General features: G+C 68.6%; 20 protein-coding genes. 13 read left to right on the top strand and 7 right to left on the bottom strand.

Annotation, left to right across the window (positions count from 1 at the left end; all coding sequences use genetic code 11):
• Position 1: 1 nt before the first annotated feature.
• A complete protein-coding gene (locus ABN611_RS08540) occupies positions 2–289 on the top strand; it encodes an antibiotic biosynthesis monooxygenase (protein ID WP_350279262.1) in 288 nt (95 codons plus the stop codon).
• 41 nt (positions 290–330) lie between these two features.
• A complete protein-coding gene (locus tag ABN611_RS08535; RefSeq protein ID WP_350279261.1) occupies positions 331–762 on the top strand; it encodes a GNAT family N-acetyltransferase in 432 nt (143 codons plus the stop codon).
• Between the two features lie 105 nt (positions 763–867).
• Here the strand turns inward: ABN611_RS08535 and ABN611_RS08530 are convergent, their stop codons facing one another.
• From ABN611_RS08530 to ABN611_RS08520, 3 genes are all read right to left on the bottom strand, one after another.
• On the bottom strand, positions 868–1212 hold the full coding sequence (locus tag ABN611_RS08530) for a YciI family protein (RefSeq protein ID WP_350279260.1): 345 nt from the start codon (positions 1210–1212) through the stop codon (positions 868–870).
• A gap of 10 nt (positions 1213–1222) precedes the next feature.
• Positions 1223–2527: an aldo/keto reductase gene (locus ABN611_RS08525; protein ID WP_350279259.1), complete on the bottom strand. Its 1305-nt coding sequence runs from the start codon at positions 2525–2527 to the stop codon at positions 1223–1225.
• A 96-nt stretch (positions 2528–2623) separates the two neighbouring features.
• On the bottom strand, positions 2624–3076 hold the full coding sequence (locus tag ABN611_RS08520; RefSeq protein ID WP_350279258.1) for an SRPBCC family protein: 453 nt from the start codon (positions 3074–3076) through the stop codon (positions 2624–2626).
• 103 nt (positions 3077–3179) lie between these two features.
• On the opposite strand from ABN611_RS08520, the gene ABN611_RS08515 reads away from it, so the two are divergent.
• Positions 3180–3749: a TIGR03086 family metal-binding protein gene (locus ABN611_RS08515; RefSeq protein ID WP_350279257.1), complete on the top strand. Its 570-nt coding sequence runs from the start codon at positions 3180–3182 to the stop codon at positions 3747–3749.
• Here the strand turns inward: ABN611_RS08515 and ABN611_RS08510 are convergent.
• The 3 genes from ABN611_RS08510 to ABN611_RS08500 all read right to left on the bottom strand — a co-directional run bounded on the left by ABN611_RS08510 (position 3720) and on the right by ABN611_RS08500 (position 6562).
• Positions 3720–4886 carry a hypothetical protein gene (locus ABN611_RS08510; RefSeq protein WP_350281611.1) on the bottom strand — a complete coding sequence of 389 codons (1167 nt, stop codon included), beginning with the start codon at positions 4884–4886 and terminating at the stop codon, positions 3720–3722. The genes ABN611_RS08515 and ABN611_RS08510 overlap by 30 nt on opposite strands.
• Positions 4870–5922: a glycosyltransferase gene (locus ABN611_RS08505; protein ID WP_350279256.1), complete on the bottom strand. Its 1053-nt coding sequence runs from the start codon at positions 5920–5922 to the stop codon at positions 4870–4872. The genes ABN611_RS08510 and ABN611_RS08505 overlap by 17 nt, the downstream gene beginning before the upstream one ends.
• Positions 5923–6016: 94 nt before the next feature.
• Positions 6017–6562, bottom strand: coding sequence for a Pr6Pr family membrane protein (locus tag ABN611_RS08500; RefSeq protein ID WP_350279255.1), 546 nt, complete (start codon positions 6560–6562; stop codon positions 6017–6019).
• Between the two features lie 84 nt (positions 6563–6646).
• On the opposite strand from ABN611_RS08500, the gene ABN611_RS08495 reads away from it, so the two are divergent.
• The 4 genes from ABN611_RS08495 to ABN611_RS08480 all read left to right on the top strand — a co-directional run bounded on the left by ABN611_RS08495 (position 6647) and on the right by ABN611_RS08480 (position 11487).
• Positions 6647–9529: a S8 family serine peptidase gene (locus tag ABN611_RS08495; RefSeq protein ID WP_350279254.1), complete on the top strand. Its 2883-nt coding sequence runs from the start codon at positions 6647–6649 to the stop codon at positions 9527–9529.
• A gap of 27 nt (positions 9530–9556) precedes the next feature.
• The gene (locus ABN611_RS08490) at positions 9557–9895 is read left to right on the top strand and encodes a hypothetical protein (RefSeq protein ID WP_350279253.1); all 339 of its coding nucleotides are present in this window, start codon (positions 9557–9559) and stop codon (positions 9893–9895) included.
• Positions 9896–10075: 180 nt separating this feature from the next.
• A complete protein-coding gene (locus tag ABN611_RS08485; RefSeq protein WP_350279252.1) occupies positions 10076–10633 on the top strand; it encodes a TetR/AcrR family transcriptional regulator in 558 nt (185 codons plus the stop codon).
• Positions 10630–11487 carry an LLM class F420-dependent oxidoreductase gene (locus tag ABN611_RS08480; RefSeq protein ID WP_350279251.1) on the top strand — a complete coding sequence of 286 codons (858 nt, stop codon included), beginning with the start codon at positions 10630–10632 and terminating at the stop codon, positions 11485–11487. The genes ABN611_RS08485 and ABN611_RS08480 overlap by 4 nt, the downstream gene beginning before the upstream one ends.
• Here the strand turns inward: ABN611_RS08480 and ABN611_RS08475 are convergent.
• Entirely contained in the window at positions 11480–12490 is a 1011-nt protein-coding gene (locus ABN611_RS08475; protein ID WP_350279250.1) for a LacI family DNA-binding transcriptional regulator, read from the bottom strand. The two genes, ABN611_RS08480 and ABN611_RS08475, sit on opposite strands and share 8 nt — an antisense overlap.
• Positions 12491–12619: 129 nt before the next feature.
• Here ABN611_RS08475 and ABN611_RS08470 point away from each other — a divergent pair, with 129 nt between their 5' ends.
• From ABN611_RS08470 to aceB, 6 genes are read left to right on the top strand one after another with little or no spacing between them, the layout of a single operon-like run.
• The gene (locus ABN611_RS08470) at positions 12620–13921 is read left to right on the top strand and encodes a sugar ABC transporter substrate-binding protein (RefSeq protein WP_350279249.1); all 1302 of its coding nucleotides are present in this window, start codon (positions 12620–12622) and stop codon (positions 13919–13921) included.
• 5 nt (positions 13922–13926) lie between these two features.
• Positions 13927–14859, top strand: coding sequence for a sugar ABC transporter permease (locus tag ABN611_RS08465; protein WP_350279248.1), 933 nt, complete (start codon positions 13927–13929; stop codon positions 14857–14859).
• Positions 14856–15671, top strand: a complete 816-nt coding sequence (locus ABN611_RS08460; protein ID WP_350279247.1) for a carbohydrate ABC transporter permease — start codon at positions 14856–14858, stop codon at positions 15669–15671. The genes ABN611_RS08465 and ABN611_RS08460 overlap by 4 nt, the downstream gene beginning before the upstream one ends.
• The gene (locus ABN611_RS08455) at positions 15668–17131 is read left to right on the top strand and encodes a hypothetical protein (protein ID WP_350279246.1); all 1464 of its coding nucleotides are present in this window, start codon (positions 15668–15670) and stop codon (positions 17129–17131) included. The genes ABN611_RS08460 and ABN611_RS08455 overlap by 4 nt, the downstream gene beginning before the upstream one ends.
• The gene (locus ABN611_RS08450) at positions 17128–19161 is read left to right on the top strand and encodes an alpha-amylase family protein (RefSeq protein WP_350279245.1); all 2034 of its coding nucleotides are present in this window, start codon (positions 17128–17130) and stop codon (positions 19159–19161) included. Before ABN611_RS08455 ends, ABN611_RS08450 begins: the two co-directional genes overlap by 4 nt.
• 10 nt (positions 19162–19171) lie before the next feature.
• The gene (gene aceB, locus ABN611_RS08445) at positions 19172–20737 is read left to right on the top strand and encodes a malate synthase A (RefSeq protein WP_350279244.1); all 1566 of its coding nucleotides are present in this window, start codon (positions 19172–19174) and stop codon (positions 20735–20737) included.
• Positions 20738–20839 lie beyond the last annotated feature (102 nt).

Below are 20839 nucleotides of genomic sequence, written 5' to 3'. Positions count from 1 at the left end.
GATGACCACCGTCGAACTGACCCGCTTCCGCGTGCTGCCGGAGCGCACGGAGGAACTGCTCGCCGCGCGGGCCGACATGTTGAAGGACTTCGCGGCGGACCGTCGCGGGTTCCTCGGTGCGCGGCTCGTGCAGCTCCCGGACAACGAGTGGCTGGACATCGTCGACTGGGCCAGCCCGGAGGACTTCGCGGCCTCCCGTGAGAAGGGCGCGAACCTGCCCGGCATCGCGCGGTTCTTCGCCGCGATCGACTCGCTGGTGGTCGCCGAGGAGGGCGTCAGCGCGGGGTAATTCGCCTGACAGCCGCCGCTCGGCGGTGCGACCGTGGCGGGATGGAGATCAGCGAGATCCGTCCCGACGAGTACGACCGGGCGGCGGAGTTGTGGGAGGCGTCCGTCCGGGCCACGCACGACTTCGTCACCGAGGCGGATCTGGACGTGTTCCGGCCGGTGGTGCGGGCGGCGTTCGGGGAGATCGCGCAGCTCGTGGGGCTGCGGGACGCGGACGGGCGGCTGATCGGGTTCGTCGGGGTCGCGGACGGGAACGTCGAGATGCTGTTCCTCGACCCGGCGTACCGCGGGCTCGGGGGCGGCGGGTTGCTGCTGAAGCATGCGGTGGCGTGCTTCAGTGCCACGTCGGTGGACGTCAACGAGCAGAATCCGCGGGCGGTCGGGTTCTACGAGCATCACGGGTTCCGCTTGGTGTCGCGTAGTACGCATGACTCGACTGGCAAGCCGTACCCGATCTTGCATTTGGCGCTTTGAGGCGTACCGACGGACGGGTAGAGGTCGGGCGATGCTGCCGGGCTCCCGCCTGGGTAGGTCGTCGATTCGCGCCGGAGCGGTACCACTACCCGTTCTTCGGTACGGCTACTCGGCGATCTCGAGGATGTCGATAGGCGTGTAGGGGTCGGCCTCGGCGAAGCGGAGGGCCCAGCGGACGGCCTCCTCCTTGGAGTCGACGCGGATGATCGAGACGCCCGCCACCAGTTCCTTGGTCTCCGCGAACGGCCCGTCGATGACACGCGGCTGACCCGGCGACGGGAACGTCACCCGCGCGCCGCGCGAACTCGGCATCAGCCCCTCGCCGAGCACCAGCACCCCGGCCTGGCGCATCTCCTCCAGCACCGCGTCCGCCCGTTCGAGGATCTCCGGGTCCGGCGGGTTGCCCGCCTCCAGGCTGTCGTTGGTCTTGTGCAGCAGCATGTACCTCATAGCGCCGACCTTAGGCCCTGTCGAGTTCCGCCCAGAACGCTTCCGGGATCTCCACCTCGTGCCACGCCGCGACCTCGGCGATCTCCCGCGGGCTCCTGGCTCCCACGACCACGGCCGGTACGGCGGGATGCCTGAGCGGGAACTGCACCGCCGCGGCCAGCAGCGGTACGTCGTACGCCCGACAGACCTCCCGCAGCACGTCGATCCGCCGCAGCACGTCCGCCGGCACCCGCGCATACCCATGCGGCGCGCCATCAGCGGTATCAGCAAGCACCCCACCCTGAAACACCCCAGCAGCCAGCACCACCATCCCAAGCTCCTCACACAAGGGCAACAACTCCCCACCACCGGACCGATCCAGCAACGTATACCGCCCCGCCAGCAAAACCACATCCGGCACCAATCCCCCTCCGACACCCCCTCCGGCGCCTGGTCCCGAGCCCGCACCAGCACCTGCCCGGCCGCCAGATCCCGCGCCAAGCCCGGCGCCCGCTCCGGCGCCTGGTCCCGCGCCCGCTCGGGCGCCAAGTCCGGCGACCGCTCCGGCGCCAAGTCCCACGTCCGCTCCAGCACCTGCTCCGGCACCTGGGCCCGCGCCCGCTCCGACGCCCGCTCCGACGCCAGGTCCCGCGCCTGGTCTGGTGTCCGCTCGGGCGCCAGGTCCCGCGACCGCTCCGGCACCTGCTCCGGCACCCGTTCCGGCGCCAGGTCCCGCGCCAAGTCCGGCACCTGCTCCGGCGCCAGTTTCAGCGCTGAGGCCTGCGGTTTGGCGGAGGAAGTGGGTGGCGACGTCGGCGTGGTTCACGCCTAGGGAGATGGCTCGGATGGTGCCGCGGGCGCGGAGGTCGGTCAGGGCCTGGAGGGTTTCGGTGGAGGCGGTTGGGAAGTCCAGTTCCGGGTCGTGGATGTGCAGGATGTCGATGCGGTCGATGCCCATGCGCTCCAGGCTCGCCTCGAACGAGCGGATCGTGGCGTCGTACGAATAGTCCAGCCGCGGCCCCACCCCGGCAGGTGGTTCCGCCCAGATCGGCTGCAGGTCCGGTCCGCCCGGCTCGATCAGCCGCCCCACCTTGCTGCAGAGCACGAACTCGTCCCGCGGCCGTCCACGCAACGCCAGCCCGGCCCGCCGCTCGGACAGCCCGTACCCGTAGACCGGAGCGGTGTCGAACAACCGGATCCCCAGCTCCCAGGCCCGGTCGATCGTCGCCACCGCCTGCTCCTGCGGCACCGCCGCGAACATCCCCCCGATCGACGCGAGCCCCAGTCCCAGCTCACTGACCCGCAACCCTGTCCGCCCGAGCTCCACCGTCCGCATACCCGCAGACGCTAGAGCCCGGCACCGACAGTCCCCGCCGACTCAACCCCCGGCCAACGTTTTCCGCCAGCGTTTTCCGACAGCGTTTTCCGGAGCTCAGCGCGGTACGTCGCCGCGCCAGGCGCCGGTCTCGCCCGGGCGCTCCTCGATGAAGTGCTTGAACCGCTCGAGATCGCCCTTCACACGTCCCTCGACCACGCCGAGCTTGTCGCCGACCTTCTCGACGAACCCCTCGGGATCGATCTCCATCTGCGCCGTCACCCGGGTGCGCTGCGGGGTCAGCTCATGGAAGGTGATCACCCCGGCGTGCTGCGGACCCGAGTCCGACCGCCAGGCGACCCGCTCGTCCGGGTGCTGTTCGGTGATCGTCGCGTCGAACTCGCGCCGCGCGCCGCCGACCTTCGTCACCCAGTGCAGATGGATGTCGTCGAGCTGCCGGATCTCCTCGACCCCCTCCATGAACAGCGGGAACGACTCGAACTGCGTCCACTGGTTGTACGCCGTCGTCACCGGTACGTCGACGTCGACGGACTGGGTGATGCCGCTCATCTGCACACGCCTCCTCGATCCTCGTGAAGGCATTCCGGTACCCGGAGGGCACTGTCGTATGCCCGGTCTTCCCCGGCGCGCGGTCACACGGCACTATGCGGAGATGGGCGAGATCGCGGAGCGGTACCGGCGCCGGGCCGAGGCCTTCGAGCGGAAGGTCGCGGCGGTCCCCGCCGACCAGTGGGAGAACCAGTCGCCGTGCGCGAAGTGGACCGCGCGGGACGTGGTCGACCACGTCCTCACGATGCACGCGGTGATGCTGACACCGGTCGCGCGCACGCTGGAGCCGGCCGACGACCCGCTGACCGCGTTCCAGGAGGCGCGCGCCGCGGTCGAGGATGTGCTCGACGACCCGATCGCCGCGCTGACCGAGGTGGACACCCCGACCGGGCCGATGACGACCGAGCGGCACATCGACGAGGTGGTGTCCGACGACCTCGTCGTGCACGGCTGGGACCTGGCCCGCGCGACCGGCCAGGACGAGACGATGGACCCGGTCGACATCGAGAGCCTCTGGACGAAGGCGGCCGCGATCCCGCCCGAGGTGATGACGAAGTACCGGACGCCCGGCGCGTTCGGCGAGGGCATCGAGGTGTACGGCGCCGAAGTACCCGTCCCGCCGGAGGCGCCGCTGCAGGACCGGCTACTCGGGTTGCTCGGCCGTGAGCCGTGAGAGGTTGCTCGGCGCGTAGTAGCTGCTCGGATCGTCGCAGAGCGGCGCCTCGGTCAGCTGAGCCGGCTCCTGCATCAAAACCGCATGACCGCGGCTGATCGCCCGATCCAGGTACTCGTGGCCCGGGAGATCGGCGACCGCCGTACGGCAGCCGAGTGCCATGCCCTCGAAGAGCGCGGTGGTCGAGACGCCGACCTGGTACGTCGCCTCGGCCAGCAGCCCGAGCGTGCTGCCTCCGGTCGACAACTGCACGCCGGCGGGGATCGTGTAGTCACCCGGCCGCTCGCTCGGGTGCAGGCGGTAGGCCACGTCCAGCTCCGGATGCTGCTTGGCGACGGCATCCGCGACCTGCAGGAGTTCGGCACCGATCGTGCCCTGCGACAGGAACAGCACCCGCCGCGGATCCTTCGGACCAGGCGCCGGCAGGTACGGCGCGCCCATCACCTCGGTCCGCATCCCGGCGGGCAGCTCGGCGACGTCGGTCCAGTACGACCCGAAGCACCACAGCTCGTCCGGCTGGTCCGCGACCTCCGGCCGCCCCGGGTAGCTGTATCCCAGGTGGAACGGGCTGATCGCGCCGTGCTGCAGCTCGACGACCCGGATCCCGAGGTCGCGGGCGGCGCCGACGATGTGCTGGTGGAAGTACGCGACGACCAGGTACACGGTCCGGATCCGGTGCTTCCGGAGCAGCGCGCGGTACAGGGCCCGCAGCCGCAGGTGCTTGGGTACCTCACGGGCGAGCAGCGCGCCGACCGGGACGCGGATCCCGGTCAGCTTCTCCAGAGCGGCCGCGATTCCGCGGTCATCGGCCGTGCGATGGTGCACCGCGCCGGCCGCGGACGTGAAGAAGTCCAGGTTCGTGCTGCCCGGCAGCGGGGTGCCGTTGATCCCGGAGTCCAGGACCAGGGCGCGGTCGCCGAGCCGGGCGCGGAGCTCGTCGGTGTAGATCTCGACACCGTTCGGTTTCCGCGGGTGCGGTACGACGAGCGCGTCGTACCGGCCGAAGAACGGGCTGCGGGTGACGATCCCGGTGACGTGCCGCGCGACCAGCGCGGCCTTGTCGTACGGCGTCCGCCGTACCGGATGGGGTGCGCCGTGGATGCCGCTGCGCCGGGTCAGCTCATGGAAGACGCGCATCCGGATGATCGGCCAGGGGTGCGCGCCCTTGACCTGCCACGTCAGCAGCTCCAGGTCCCGCTCCACCTGCCAGATCGCCCGGCACAGCTCCGCCACCGTCGGCCGAACCGTGCCGTTCCCGGTACTCGTCATGGTTGATCCCTACTATCCCGGCGAGACTCCCGACGCCCGAGAAGAACCGGCGGACTGCCTTCAGCAGGTGCGTCTTCCGGCCGAGCAGCAGCCCGGCGAGGGCGAGCCCGAACGCGGAGATCACCCGCGCCGAAGCATAGGCCAGCACCAGGACGTAGCTGATCGCGCCCGGGCGGATCAGCAGCCGGCTGATCGTGTCGCCGCTGCCGGAGCGGAACGCGCGGCGGACCAGCCAGCGCAGCGTGGTCCGGCCGACCGGGACCTCCTCGGCGATGCACGCCTCCTCGCACCAGACGATCCGGAAGCCGGCGCGGTACACGCGGAGGAAGAAGTGCAGGTCGCTGGAGCCGGTGTAGCGGAACGCGGGGTGGAAGCCCGGCGTGACCGCGTGGTAGACGCGGCGGCTGACCAGGGTGTTGTTCGTGTAGGCCTTCTTGAGCTCCTCGCCGGTGGTGTGCCGGCCGGTGGAGTCGTGGACGTCGCTGTAGTGGTTCCAGGGCGGGGCGCCGGCTGGCAGATGGCCTTTCACCGGCCCGGTGACGACGTCGGCGCCGGTCGACTCCCACGCCTTCAGCAGGGTCTTCAGCCAGCCGGGCGGGGCGACCTCGTCGTCGTCCACGAAGATCAGGGCGTCGTCGTTCCAGCACAGCTCGACGGAGCGTTCCCGGGCGAAGGGGATTCCCGGCTCCGGTTCCACCACGGACTCGATCGGGTACGGCGTACCGTCCCCGAACTCCTCCAGGACCCGCGACGCAGACCCTTCCGCGTCGTTGTCCACCACGACGATCCGGACCGCGTACTCCCCGTCCGAGGGCAGCTCCTGAGCCTGCAAACTCGTCAACAACCCCCGCAACAGAGCAGGTCGCCTGAAGGTAATCACCGCGATGGCGACACTCGTGCTCATGGCGCCCGAGACTATCGGTCCCCACCAACAAGCGCCCATCCGATAGGTGTGAATTCCCCCGTTTGCCCGCCCTGGGAACGGCCTCCACGGGTGGTCAGGGACGGGGTGGGAGTTTGGTGTCGAGGGTTTTCAGGGCGGCGGCGAGGGCCAGGCCTAGGACGAGGACGAAGGTGGCGTTGCGGAGGGCGGTGGGGAGGCCTAGGTCGGTGACGTCGAGGAAGGGGTACGGGTACCAGTCGGTGAAGGTGCCCTGGGTGAAGATGTAGCTGAGCCACGCGAGGGGCCAGGCGAAGGCGTAGGTGACGTCGAGCCGTACGACGTTCCACGCCGAGACGTCGCGGCCGGGACGCAGTACCAGCCCGACGGCCACCGCGAGCACGATCAGGTTGCTCTGGATCGTGAAGAAGCTGAACAGCCGCCACAGCCGCGTCCCCACGCCGACCGCCGTACCGCTCTCACCGGAGTTCGCGTCCGCGCCGCCCGTGAAGAGCAGCACCAGCTGAATCACCAGCGCGACCAGGATCACCGCCGCGATCAGCCCGTGCCACCACCGCGACACCACCAGACCCCGCGTCCGCTCCCGCCACCCCTCCCCATTCTCCGGGCGCCGTACGACGGCCCGCACCGCGCCACGCCGCACGCTCTGTAACGCCGAGGCCGGATCCAGCGATTTAGGTCCAGGACCGAAAGCAGTCGGTTCACCATGCCTCTTGGGGGTCCTCCGTTGTCCCGTCCCACCCAGCTGCTGCGGCTGCTCGTCCCCGCGGCCGTGATCGCGGCCGGCCTGGTCACCGTCACCGGCTCGTCCGGCACCGCCGCCCAGTCCGCCGAGCCTCGCCTGATGCCGGCGAAGTTCCGCCCCGGCACCGCCCCGGACGGACCCGCGTACGACGCGAAGTCCGTGCTGGTGAAGTTCAAGCCGAAGGCCACCGCCTCCGCCCGCCGGGCCGCGCTCGCCAAAGTCAAGGGCAAGCCCGCCGAAGCCGTCGCCGACGACATCGTGACCGTCACCGCCGACGTCCCGGCGCCGGAGCTGCTGAAGAAGGTCAAGGCCGACCCTGCGGTCGAGCTCGCCTCGCTGAACTACGTCCGCCGGAAGTCCGCCGTACCGAACGACTGGCTGTACGCGAACTACCAGAAATACCTGCCGACGGTCCGCGTCAACACTGCCTGGGACCTGTCGAAGTCGGCGGGCGCGCAGACGATCGGTGTCCTGGACACCGGAGTCGACGCCGGTCACCCGGATCTCGTGGGTCACCTGCTGCCGGGCTACAACACGTTCAACACCGCGCTCCCGCCGAACGACGGCGAGGGCCACGGTACGGCGGTCACCGGCATCATCGCCGCCGGTACCAACAACGGGGTCGGCATCGCCGGTGTCGCCTGGAACGCCAAGGTCCGACCGGTCAAGGTGCTCGACGACACCGGCTCCGGCGACGACGCCAACCTGATCAACGGCATCAACTGGGCGGTCAAGAACGGCGTCCGGGTGATCAACATGTCGCTCGGCGGCGAGGGTGACAACCCGATCCTGCACACCGCGATCAAGAACGCGGTCAACGCCGGCGTCGTCCTGGTCGCCGCCGCCGGCAACACCGGCGCCGACTCGTCGAACCACTTCCCGGGGGCGTACCCGGAGGTCCTCTCGGTCGGCGCCACGAACCAGGCCGGCGTACTGACCAGCTTCAGCAGCTACGGCGACGCGGTCGACATCGCCGCCCCCGGCCACGACATCACCAGCACCGCGCCCCGCGCGCAGACCGAGCCCGGCTACGAGCCGTACTGGCTCGGCCTCGGCGGTACGTCGTTCTCCTCCCCGATCGTCGCGGGTGTAGCCGCACTGGTCCGCAACAAGTGGCCGTCGTTCACACCGGCCCAGGTGATGGCCCGCCTGAAGGCGACCGCCCGCGACGCGGGTCCGCGCGGCACCGACCCGTACTACGGCGCCGGCATCCTCGACGCGTACCAGGCCCTCGGCGGCAAATGGACCACGGACTTCCCGCAGGGCGCCGCCGACAAGAACGACCAGCCCGCGCGGGCCGGCGAACTGATCGCCGGCGTCCCGGTCTCGTCGACGATCAGCGTCGAAGGTGACGTCGACTGGTACAAGGTGCCGTCGGACGCCCTGCACCAGGCGCGCCTCGAGCTCACCGGTCCGATCTTCGACTCCGGTACCTATGCGCAGAACTTCGGCCCGGTCATCGCGGCGTACGACGAGGACCTCAAGCCGCTGGCCTACAGCGCGAAGCCGGAGCCTCCGGTGGACACCGACGGCTACGAGATCCCGCAGGCGCTGACCGCTTCGACGTACGTCAACGTCCCGGCCGGGACGATGTACATCGCGGTCCGGAACGCCAACGGGTCCCGCGACAGCCGTCCGTACACCGTGAAACTCACCAACGCCAGCGGCACCCCCGATCCGCAGGCGATCAATGCCTACCCGGTCCGGGACGTGCTGCCCGGGAATCTGTCCTCCGGCGTCTCGATCCTTGCCAAGCCCACGATCACCTTCCCGCGGAACGTCGACGAGAACAGTGTCGCCAACGGCGGCGTGAAGCTGCTCAACGGCAAGACCGGTGCGGTGGTTCCGGCGACCGTCACGTACGACCCGGCCGTCCGCCGGGCGGAGATCGCGCCGGCGTCGCCGCTGGCCGAGGCAACGCCGTTCCGGATCGTCGCCGACGGTGTCGTCTCGCTCGATCCCACGGTGCCGATGGTGCCGTTCACCTCGGTGTTCAGCACGGAGGACCGCGTTCCGCAGCCGGTGCAGCTCGTTGGGGTCGGCGCCTATCTGGCCGCGAACCTGTCGTGGACGATCCCGCCGACCAACGACCTCGAGCAGATGATCGTCCGGCGGAATGTCGGGAGCAAGGCGCCGACGCTGACGACCGGGACGCTCGTGTACGCGGGGACCGGGACCGCGGTGAAGAACACCGGGCTCGCGCAAGGTACGACGTACACGTATGCCGCCTGGGTCAAGGACCGTGCCGGCCAGTACAGCCCGGCTGCGGTCAAGCAGCTGCTCGGGATGAAGTCGGGGATCAGCGTGACGTCGACGCTGGTCAACTACGGCGGGGCGATCACGATCAAGGGCAGCACGCTGCGGATCGACAACGTGGCGTACGCCGGGTTGCCGGTGAACGTGTACGTACGGCCGAAGACGTCCTCGAAGTTCACGTTGCTCGCGGCACTGAAGACGTCGTCGACCGGGACGCTCGCGCTGACGCACAAGCCGCTCGTGTCGTCGGTGTACATGCTGACGTTCCCGGGCAACGGGATGCTGATGGGCACCCGTACTCCGGACGTCACCGTCCAGGTCAGGCCGACGATCTCGGCCGCGCTGTCGCCGGCGTCGATCCGGCTGGGTGGGACGACGGCGTTCAGCGGGTACGTCGCTCCGGTGCACTACGGCCAGACCGTCTACCTGCAGCAGTACGGCAACAAGGTGTGGCGGTCGATCGCGTCGGTGAAGCTGTCGACGTCGGGCAAGTACGCCTTCGGCATCAAGCCGGCAGTCCGCGGCCAGATCGCCTACCGCGTCTTCTTCCCGGGCGACGCGGACCACGCGCCCGCGTACACAGTCAACAAGATCCTCACCATCAGCTGATCCACTAGAACGAAGGGCCGCAGCGAAATGTCCACTGACAACACCGCTTCGCCGCGGCCCTGGGGGATGTGGCTCGAACTCGGGCTCACGCTCGGCGCAATGTCCGGCGCCCGTCTCCTGACCGGCACCGTGCACGGCGCGCCGAGCTACGTCCTCGGAGCCGTCGCGTCGCTCCTGCTGCTCACCTTCGCCCTGCGCGCCGGCGTCTGGGCCGAGCGAGTCGCCCGCCGAAAAGGCATCTACCACCCCCAGTACTTCGTCCTAGGCCCAATCGGCCTCCTCATGGCCCTAGCCACCAAACCCAACCCCCAAGCAGCCGTAGACACCAACACCCCTCCCACCCCACCCACACCCCACACCAAATAACCTCCGGCCGCGATCGGCGGTGCTGGCGAATTCATCCCCCACCCACTGCGCTCAGCTCCGCCGGGGCCTGAGCTGGTGATGGCCGTTCGCGCGCCGCCGAAGGCGGCCAGATGGGACAGCCGCCGCGGAGCGGTGTCCGATGGGCGGTTCCCTGGCTGTACCTCTCGGTACAGTGACGGTATGGAGACGGTGGAGCGGTTGATTCGTAGTACGCAGGAGTTGTTGTGGGAGCGGGGTTATGTGGGGACCTCGCCGAAGGCGATTCAGCGGGCTGCGGAGGCGGGGCAGGGGAGTATGTACCACCACTTCACCGGGAAGGCGGAGCTCGCGAAGGTGGCGATCGAGCGGTCGGGCAGCGAATTGCGCGCGGCCGCCGAGGAGCAGCTCGCGGGTGACGGTACGGCGAGCGAGCGGATCAGCGCCTACCTCGGGCGTGAGCGGCAAGTACTGAAGGGATGTCAGGTCGGACGGCTGGCGGCGGATCCGGATGTGGTTGCGGATCCGGAGCTGCGGGCACCGGTCGCCGAGACGTTCGAATGGTTGCGCGGCAGGCTCGCGGAGGTAGTTGCCGAAGGCAAGCGCGCAGGTGAGTATCCACCCACGCTCGACCCGGAGCGAACCGCCGCGACGATCGCCGCCGTGCTGCAGGGTGGATACGTCCTCGCACGCGCGGCCGACTCGACGGAACCGTTCGAGCAAGCGGTCCATGGCCTCCTCGACCTGCTGGGAGCGAAATGAAGATCGGCGCGGTGTTCCCGCAACTCGAGATCGGCTCCGACCCGCGGGTCGTCCGCGACTGGGCGACCACCGTCGAGGCAGCCGGCTACACCCACGTACTCGCCTACGACCACGTCCTCGGCGCGGACCCGGCGAACCGTCCCGGCTGGTCCGGCTACACCGACAAATCCTTGTTCCACGAGGTTTTCGTCCTGTTCGGCTACCTGGCCGCGATCACGACGAAGCTCGAGCTGGTGACCGGCGTACTCGTCCTCCCGCAGCGCCAGACCGCCCTCGTCGCCAAGCAGGCGGCCGAGGTCGACGTACTCAGCGGCGGCCGCCTCCGGCTCGGTGTCGGCATCGGCTGGAACCACGTCGAGTACGAAGCCCTCGGCGTCCCGTTCAAGCAACGCGGCGCGCTCCTGGAAGAGCAGGTCGACGTACTGCGGAAGCTCTGGGCCGACCCGGTCATCTCGTACGACGGCACGTACCACCGCATCGACCAAGCGGGCCTGAACCCCTTGCCACAAAGGCAGATCCCGATCTGGTTCGGCGGCAGCGCCGACGCCGTACTGCGACGTACCGGCCGGATCGGCGACGGCTGGATGCCGCAGTCGCCGCCCGACGAGAAGGCCCGGAAACAGCTCGAAACCATCCGAGAAGCCGCAGCGGAAACCGGCCGGGACCCGAACAGCATCGGCATCGAAGCACGCCTGACCCTCGGCGCCGTCCCCGAGCAGGACTGGCGCGCCTTCGTCGACGGCTGGCGCGAACTCGGCGCAACCCACCTCTGCGTGAACACGATGAACAGCGGTCTCAGCAACCCAGAGGATCACGCGGCCGTACTGCGCGACGTACTGCCGAAGCTCAGCTGACCGGAGTACCGGCCGTCGACCCGCGTACCACCAGCGGACACGGAAGCGTCACCACCTGGGTCGGCCGGTCCGGATCCATGATGCGATCCCGCAGCAGCTGGATCCCGGTCTCCACGATCGCGTGCACCGGCTGCTCGACCGACGTCAGGTCGAACGCCTCCCAGGCGGCGAGCTCCGTGTTGTCGAAGCCGATCACCCAGAGGTCGTCCGGCACCCGCGCGCCGATCGCACGAGCACCGTCGAGGATCCCGAACGCCAGCAGGTCCGTGACGGTGTAGATCGCAGTCGGCGGCTTCTTCCGGGAGAGCAGTTTCTGCGCGGCCGCGTGCCCGGCGGAGTGCGGTACGCCGACCGATACGACGTTGCTCGGCTTGATCTTCACGCCGGCGTCGGCGAGCGCGGCCCGGAAGCCGAGGTCGCGGTCGCGGGACGTGTTGCCGGTGTGGGTGAGGGTGACGAGCCCGATGTCGGTATGACCCGCCTCGACGAGGTAGCGGCCGGCGTCGTACGCGCCCTGCCAGTTGTCGCCGACGACCTGGTCGCAGTCGAGCCCGTCGATGCCGCGGTGCAGCAGGACGGTCGGCGTCCCGGACGCCAGCGCCATCGTGTGCAGCTTCGAGTCGTACGTCGCCGAGGTCAGCAGGAAGCCGTCGACGAGGCGTTGCTGCAGCACTTCGGCGACCGTTTCCTCCGGGTCGTGCTCGATGTTCCAGAGGATCATGTGCAGGCCCATCGAGCTCAGCACCCGGCCGATCTCGTCGAGCAGTTCGGCGTGGAACGGGCTGGTCACGCGGGTCATGAACACGCCGATGGTGTCGGTCCGCCCGGTCTTCATCGCTCGGGCCAGCGCGTTCGGCGTGTAGTTCGCCTCCTTGAGCACCTGCAGGACCCGCGCCCTGGTCTCCGGGTTGACCTTCGGGTTGTTGGTCAGCACCCGCGACACGGTCGCCTGTGACACCCCGGCCAGTCGAGCCAGGTCCCGGCTCGTCGGCGGTCGCGACATCCTGCCTCCCCTCATCCCGAGCTACGAACCCTACTGAAGAGTGTCGCCGCAGCCCGTTGACCGCGCCCAATGAGCTGTGTATACGTATTCATTGTATACGTATTCATCCCTCGCGGATGGGAGATTCCGGTGACACAACTCTCCGACCTGAGCCGCCGCAGGTTCCTCGCCGGACTGACGGGAATGACGGCCGCCGGTCTGCTGGCCGGCTGCGGTGGCAACGGGAGTGCCAGTGGTGGTGGAGGCAAGAACGGCCTGACGTTCCTGAACTGGGAGCAGGTCAAGGGCAACCCGCTCGAGCAGGCGATCCAGGCCTTCGAGAAGGAGTCCGGGTCACAGGTCACGGTGCAGCCCGCCGTCACCCAGGAGTACGACACCAAGATGCGCACGCTGATCGCGGGCGGCAGCCCGCCGGACGTGATGCGGATCAACGACGACTTCGTCCGCGGCTTCTCCGAGCAGGGAGCGCTGCTGGACCTCCGCCCGTACCTCGACAAGGACAAGCTCGACACGTCGCAGTTCGCCAAGGAGACGTTCGAGTTCCCGAAGCAGCCGGACGGTTCGCACACCGCCTGGGTGCTCGGGTACCAGCCGCGGCTGATCTTCTACAACGTCGACCTGTTCAAGCAGGCCGGCGTACCGCTGCCGCCGACCACCTGGTCGTCGGACGGCTGGACCTGGGCCGACTTCCAGGCCGCCGCGAAGAAGCTCACCGACCCGGCGAAGAAGCAGTACGGCGCTCTGGTCTACCTGGACACCGGCTACGAGCAGACGTTCACGGTGAACCACGGCAGCCAGACGGGCATCTTCTCGCCGGACGGCACCCAGTTCACGCTGCCCGGGGCGAAGGAGGTCGAGGCGCTGCAGTGGGCGACCGACCTGACCTGCAAGGAGAAGGTGCAGCCGCCGTGGTCCGTGCTGCAGCAGGACAACGTGCAGAACCAGATGTTCGCGCAGGGCAAGATCGCGATGATGTTCGCGACCTTCGGCACGGTCCCGTACCTGCGGTCGGCGATGAAGGACTTCACCTGGGACGTCGCTCCGCCGCCTGGTGACGTGGAGCAGAAGACCGAGTCCAGCGTGATCGTGTTCTGCGTCCCGAAGAAGGCGAAGAACCCGGACGCCGCCTGGTCGCTGCTCAAGTACCTGGCGAGTGAGGACGGCGGCAAGATCCTGCTCCAGGGCGGGGCGTTCACGCCGATCAACCTCAAGGCCGCGGCCGCGTTGGCGCCGGACGGCAAGGCGCCGGAGCACATCGGACTGTTCGCCGAGGCGGCGAAGCACCTGACCGCGACCAACCAGACCAAGAACACGATCGGCGCCCGCGAGCTGTACCGGCCCGCGCTGGACACGGCCTACAACTGCGAGAAGCCGGTCGGCGACGTTCTGCAGCAGATCAAGCCGCAGGTGGAGACCGCCTTGAAGGGTTGATGTCGATGGCAACCATCACGATGGCGCGCGACCGCGGCACCGTCCAGGTGGCCGACGTCCGCCGGGCCCGCCGGCGGCAGAACCTCACCGGCTGGCTGTTCATCAGCCCGATCGTGATCGGCGTGGTGGCGTTCCAGTTCTTCCCGATCCTGGTCTCGATGGTCGCGTCGCTGACCGACTGGAACGGCATCGCGGCGCCGAAGTTCGTCGGGCTGCGGAACTTCACCAGCATGTTCACCGACGATCCGCTGTTCCTGCAGACGTTCCGGAACACGGTGTACTTCACGCTGGCGAGCATTCCGCTGACGATCGGGATCGGCCTGGTGCTGGCGCTGCTGTGCGCCCGGCCGATCCGCGGCGTCGCGTTCTTCCGGACGGCGTACTTCGCGCCGTACGTGACGAACGTGGTGGCGATCGGGTTCGTCTGGTTCTGGTTCTTCCAGCCGGACAACGGGGTGATCAACGGACTGCTCCAGCAGGTCGGGATCGGCGGCCCGCAATGGGTGTCGAGCTCGAGCTGGGCGATGCCGGCGGTGATCATGGTCAGCGTCTGGCAGGGCATCGGCTACCCGATGATCATCCTGCTCGCCGGTCTGCAGGGGCTGCCGAACGAGCTGTTCGAGTCCGGGAAGCTCGACGGCGCCGGCGCCTGGCAGCGGCTGCGGTTCATCACGCTGCCGCTGCTGACCCCGCATTTCCTGTTCCTGCTGATCACCCAGTTCATCTCGACGTTCCAGGTCTTCGGCCTGATCTACGTGATGACCAAGGGCGGGCCGGGGCATGCCACCAGCGTCTACATCTACAACATCTACCAGAACGCGTTCAGCTACGGGAAGGTCGGCTACGCCTCGGCGATGTCGTGGGTCCTGTTCGTGGTGATCGCGGCCGTCACCTACCTGCAGTGGAAGCTGCAGAAGAGGTGGGTGTTCTACACATGAGACTCGTTTCCAAGACCTCGCAGTACGTCGTCATGTCGTTGTTCGCCGTCGTTTTCCTGGCGCCGCTGGTGTGGATGATCAGCGCGTCGCTGCGCCCGGAGGCGAAGGTGCTGTCGGTACCGCCGAAGTTCCTGCCGACCGACGGGCAGTGGGACAACTACCGGCAGGTGTTCGAGCTGATCCCGGTGTTCCTGTGGAACAGCGTGAAGCTGGCCGGGCTGAACGTGGTCGGGGTCCTGATCGTCGCGTCGATGGCCGGCTACGCGTTCGCGCGGCTGAAGTTCGCCGGCCGGGACATCGCGTTCCTGGTGCTGCTCGGTACGTCGATCATCCCGGGCATCGCGTACCTGATCCCGCAGTACATCGTGTTCCAGAACATCGGCTGGGTGGACACGCAGTACCCGCTGTGGGTGCCGAAGGTGCTGACGCCGGTGTTCGCGACGTTCCTGATGCGGCAGTCGTTCCTGACGATCCCGCAGGAACTCGAGGACGCGGGCAAGATCGACGGCGCCTCCACGTTCGGCATCTACTGGCGGATCATGCTGCCGCAGACCAAGCCGGCCCTGGCCGCGATCGGCGTGTTCACGTTCCTCGAGTCGTGGAACGACCTGTTCGGGCCGCTGATCTACATCACGTCCGAGAACCTGCAGACCCTGCCGGTGGCGCTCGCCCAGTTCCAGGGCGAGTACTTCACCCAGATCAGTCTGCTGATGTGCGGTGCGACGGTGTCCGTCGTACCGGTGATCGCTGTCTTCCTCTTTGCCCAGCGCTATTTCATCCAAGGCATCACGATGACAGGAATGAAGGGGTGAGCACCGTGCCGGAGCGGCTCGTTGCCATGCAGATCGGAGCCATCTCGTTCGTCGACGAAGGCGTCGACCGGACGCTCGACATCCTGGCCGAACGCGGCGCGGTGAACGCGCTGTTCCTGGCCACGCCGACCTGGACCCGGGGAACCGGCGGGCGGCAGATCCCGGGGCACCCGATCCCGGACCACGGCGGCCAGGAGTACGACCTGGGCTGGGTCGGCGGGAACTACGCGACCCCGCACCCGGAGTACTACGGGAACACGGTTCTCGGCGCGGTCGGAAAGGCGCCGGAAAACCCGGAGCTCGACCTGCTCGGCGACATCGTCCCGAAGGCCCGCGAGCGCGGCATGAAATCGTTCGCCTGGATGGAGGAAAGCGGTGGCGCGAAGCAGCTCCGCAGCTATCCGAACTTCGCCAAGGTGCTCGAGGTGGACGCCTGGGGACGCCCCGGGCGGCGGCCGTGCTTCAACAACCCGGACTACCGCAACTGGCATCTCGGGTTCGTCGAGGACTACGTGCAGAGTTACGAGCTCGACGGTCTCGCCTGGTGCTCGGAGCGGCCGGGTCCGCTGAACATGCTGATGCAGGGCACGGTCGACGTGTCCGAGATCGGCTGCTTCTGCCCGCACTGCCGGCAGTTCGCCCGCGAGCGCGGGATCGACGTCGACCGGGCGATGCGCGGGTACCGCGAACTGGTCGAGTGGAACCAGCGCGTCGGCGCCGGCGAGCGGCCGGTCGACGGTGCCTTCGTGACGTTCTGGCGGATCCTGCTGAACTTCCCCGAAGTCCTGTCCTGGCAGACGCTGTGGACCGAGAGCCAGCGCCAGCTGTACCGAAACATCTACGGGGTGACCAAGGCGATCTCGCCCGAGGTGCAGGTGGGCTGGCACGTCTACCACAACATCTCGTTCAGCCCGTTCTACCGGGCGGACCAGGACTACACCGAGATGGCGAAGTTCTCGGACTTCATCAAGGTGGTCATCTACAACAACTGCGCGGGGCCGCGGTTCTTCACCTGGGTGAAGAGCATCTGCGGGGCGCTGTTCGCCGACGCCGAGCCGGAGGACGTGTACCCGTTGATGATGAAGCTGCTGCAGCTCGACGAGGGCGACTACGAGAAGCTGCCGCAGACCGGGTTCACCGCGGACTACGTACGGCGCGAGACCGAGCGGGCCGTCGCCGGCGTCGGGGGACAGAGCAAGATCTATCCGGGCATCGACATCGACATCCCGGTCGGGGTCGCCCGGCAGCGCGGGCTGGAGTCGCCGCGCGACGTCGGCACCAAGATCAACTGGGACGACAACGAGGGCGAACTGACCCGGTGCACGCGGGAGTCGGTCCGCGACGCGACACTGGCCGCGTTCGAGGGCGGCGCGGAAGGCGTTGTCCTGAGCCGGAAATACTCGGAAATGCTGCTGGAGAACCTTTCCGGCGCCGGTGACGCGGTCCGGAGCCTCCCGTGAAACCCTGGTACCGCCGGACCCTGCGCTGGGCGCAGACCAACCTCACCGAGAAGGACCCGGCCCGGTACGACGCCGACTGGTGGCGGGAGCAGTGGCGCCGGACCCGCGTCCAGGGCGTGATCGTCAACGCCGGCGGGATCGTCGCGTACTACCCGAGCAAGTTCGAGCTGCACCACCGCGCGGAGTACCTCGGCGACCGCGACCTGTACGGCGAGATCGTCGAAGCAGCACGCGCCGAGGGGCTGACGGTCCTGGCCCGGATGGACTCGAACCGGGCCCACCAGCCGCTGTACGACGCCTACCCGGACTGGTTCGCGATCGACGCCGACGGCAACCCGTATCGAGCCGGCCCGTTGTACGTCGCGTGCGTCAGCGGCCCGTACTACAAGGATTTCCTGACCGGGATCCTCGAGGAAATCATCGAGCGCAGTACGCCGGACGGGATCACGGACAACAGCTGGAGCGGCCTCGGCCGGGACTCGATCTGCTACTGCCCGAACTGCCGCGACAGCTTCGGCCAGGAGCTCCCAGCCGCTGTGGACTGGGAGGACCCGGTCTACAAGCAGTGGATCCGCTGGAGCTACGACCAGCGGCTCGCGGTCTGGGACCTGAACAACGAGGTGACTCGGCGCGCCGGCGGCGCGGACTGCCTGTGGATCGGGATGAACGGGGGCGAGGTCGTTGCGCAGAGCAAGCGCCTGCGTGACGACGCCGCGATCTGCGAGCGGGCCCGGATCTTCCTGCTGGATTCGCAGTGGCGGCACGAGGAATCCGGTTTCCAGGCGAACGCCGACTCCGGAAAACGCCTGCACGGAATGCTCGGAACGGAAACCCTGATTCCGGAAAGCACGGCGATGTACGACGCCGGCGTACCGACGTTCCGGCTCGGCAGCAAGCCCGCGCCAGAGGCCAGGATGTGGGCGATCGAAGGCTGGGCCGGCGGGATCCAGCCGTGGTGGCACCACATCGGCTCGGTGCACGACGACCGCCGGCAGTACGCGACCGCGCAGCCGCTGTTCGAGTGGCACGAGCAGCACGAGGAGTTCCTCGTCGACCGGGACCCGGTCGCGACGGTCGGGCTGCTGTGGAGCCAGCGGAGTGTGGACTTCCACGGGAAGAACCATCCTGAGACGGTCAGCCAACTGCCCTACCGGGGGTGGACGGATGCACTGATCAGAGCCCGGATCCCGTACTTACCCACGAACGTGGTGGACAGGCGGTTCGACGTCCTGGTGGTTCCGAACGTGGGGGTGCTGACCGATGAGCAGGTCGCTCAACTGGCCGGCTATGTGCAAGCCGGTGGGAAGCTGGTCGTGACGGGGGAATCGGGGCTGTACGACGAGTGGGGCATCCGGCGCGGCGACTGGGCGCTCGGCGAGCTGGTCGGCGTACGGCACACCGGCAAGCGGCTCGGGGACGGCACGGTCACCGACTGGGAGAACTACGACAGCCACAGCTACCTCCGGATCGAAGACCGATCGGTTTTCGACGGTGACACCGACGTGCTGCCGTTCGGCGGCCAACTGGAGCTGGTCGAGGCCGCGGGCAAGCCGGCACTGACCTGGATCCCGCCGTTCCCGATCTATCCGCCGGAGAAGTCGTGGATGGAGGAGCCGCGCACCGACACCCCGGCGCTGGTGCGCGGCGAGCGGACGGCGTACCTCGCCGCGGACCTGGACCGGTTGTACGCGAAGTACCACCATCCGGACCACGGCAAGGTCCTCGCCAACCTGGTGCGCCACGCCACGATTCCGTTGCGCGTCGACGGGGCGGGACTCCTCGACTGCCAGTTGTACCGCCAGGGTGACCGGCACGTCCTGCATCTGGTCAACCTCGACCAGGGCGGCGCCTGGCGCGGCCGCCTCGAGGAGTTCACCCCGGCCGGCCCGTTCACCGTGCGGGTCCGGGCGAGCGGCCACCGGGCCCGGCTCCTGGTGTCGGGCAGGGATGCGGAAGTGCAGCAGCAGGACGGCTGGATTACGGTCGAGGTAGACCGGATCACCGATCACGAAGTCGTAGTACTGGAGTAAGGAGCCTCACGTGGCAGTCGACGTCACCGGCCCGATGGGCGAGCGGTACGACGAGATCCTCACCGAGCAGGCGCTCGGTCTCATCGAGACGCTGCACCGCGCGTACGACGGGCGGCGGCGCGAGCTGCTCGCCCGGCGCGCGGAGCGGGTCGCGGCGATCGCGGCCGGTGCGTCGCTGGGGTTCCTGCCGGAGACGAAGGACGTCCGGGACGACCCGGAGTGGCGGGTCGCGCCCGCCGCTCCGGGGCTCGTCGACCGCCGGGTGGAGATCACCGGGCCGACCGACCGGAAGATGACGATCAACGCGCTGAACTCCGGCGCCAAGGTCTGGCTGGCCGACCAGGAGGACGCCAACACGCCGACCTGGGAGAACGTTGTCGGCGGCCAGCTCAACTTGCTCGACGCGGTCACCCGGAAGATCGACTTCAGCACCGACACGAAGAGCTACGCGCTCAAGCCGGACGACGAGCTCGCGACCATCGTCGTCCGGCCGCGCGGCTGGCACCTGCCGGAGAAGCACATCCTTGTCGACGGCGAGCCCACATCCGGGTCGCTGGTCGACTTCGCGCTCTACCTGAGCGCGTGCGGGCAGCTGCAGCTCGACCGCGGCCAGGGCCCGTACTTCTACCTGCCGAAGATGGAGTCGCACCTCGAGGCACGGCTCTGGAACGACGTCTTCGTTACCGCGCAGGAGGCCCTCGGCATCCCGCGCGGGACGATCCGCGCCACGGTCCTGATCGAGACGTACCCCGCGGCGTTCGAGATGGAGGAGATCCTCTACGAGCTCCGCGAGCACTCGGCCGGGCTGAACGCGGGCCGCTGGGACTACATGTTCAGCGTGATCAAGACGCACCGCACCCGCGGTACGGCGTTCCAGCTGCCCGACCGGAACAGCGTGACGATGACGGTGCCGTTCATGCGCGCGTACACCGAACTGCTGGTGCGGACCTGCCACAAGCGCGGTGCGCACGCGATCGGCGGCATGGCGGCGTTCATCCCGAGCAAGGACCCGGCGGTCAACGAGCAGGCGTTCGCGAAGGTCGAGGCCGACAAGACCCGCGAGGCCGGCGACGGCTTCGACGGCTCCTGGGTGGCGCACCCGGGCATGGTCGAGACCTGCCGCAAGGTCTTCGACTCGGTGCTCGGCGACCGGCCCAACCAGGTCGACAAGCTCCGCGAGGACGTCGCGGTGACCGCCGAGCAGCTGCTCGACGTCGCGGCCACGCCCGGTGAGGTGACCGAGGCCGGCCTGCGCAACAACGTCAGCGTCGCCGTCCAGTACCTGGCCGCCTGGCTCGAGGGCACCGGCGCGGTCGGCATCTTCAACCTGATGGAGGACGCCGCGACCGCCGAGATCTCCCGCTCGCAGATCTGGCAGTGGCGGCAGAACCAGGTCACCCTCGACACCGGCGAGCGCGTGACCACCGAGCTCGTCGAACGGATCGCGGAGGAGGAGATCGCGAAGCTCGGTACTCCGGAGCGTTACGAGGCGGCCCGCGCGCTGTTCCTCGAGGTCACGCTGGCCGACGAGTACGTCGACTTCCTCACGCTGCCGGCGTACGAACGGTTCAGCTGATCACGGCTCCGCCGCCGAATCAAGCGATTCCGAACTGAATTACGGTTATGGCCGTAAAGCGTTGACAGCGACGCTGCGACGGCCCTACGGTCGCGCCATAAG

It is taken from the genome of Kribbella sp. HUAS MG21, from assembly GCF_040254265.1.
Classification (GTDB): Bacteria; Actinomycetota; Actinomycetes; order Propionibacteriales; family Kribbellaceae; genus Kribbella.
Note: the sequence above shows the minus strand (reverse complement) of the source record. Positions and strands in the feature narration are given on the sequence as shown.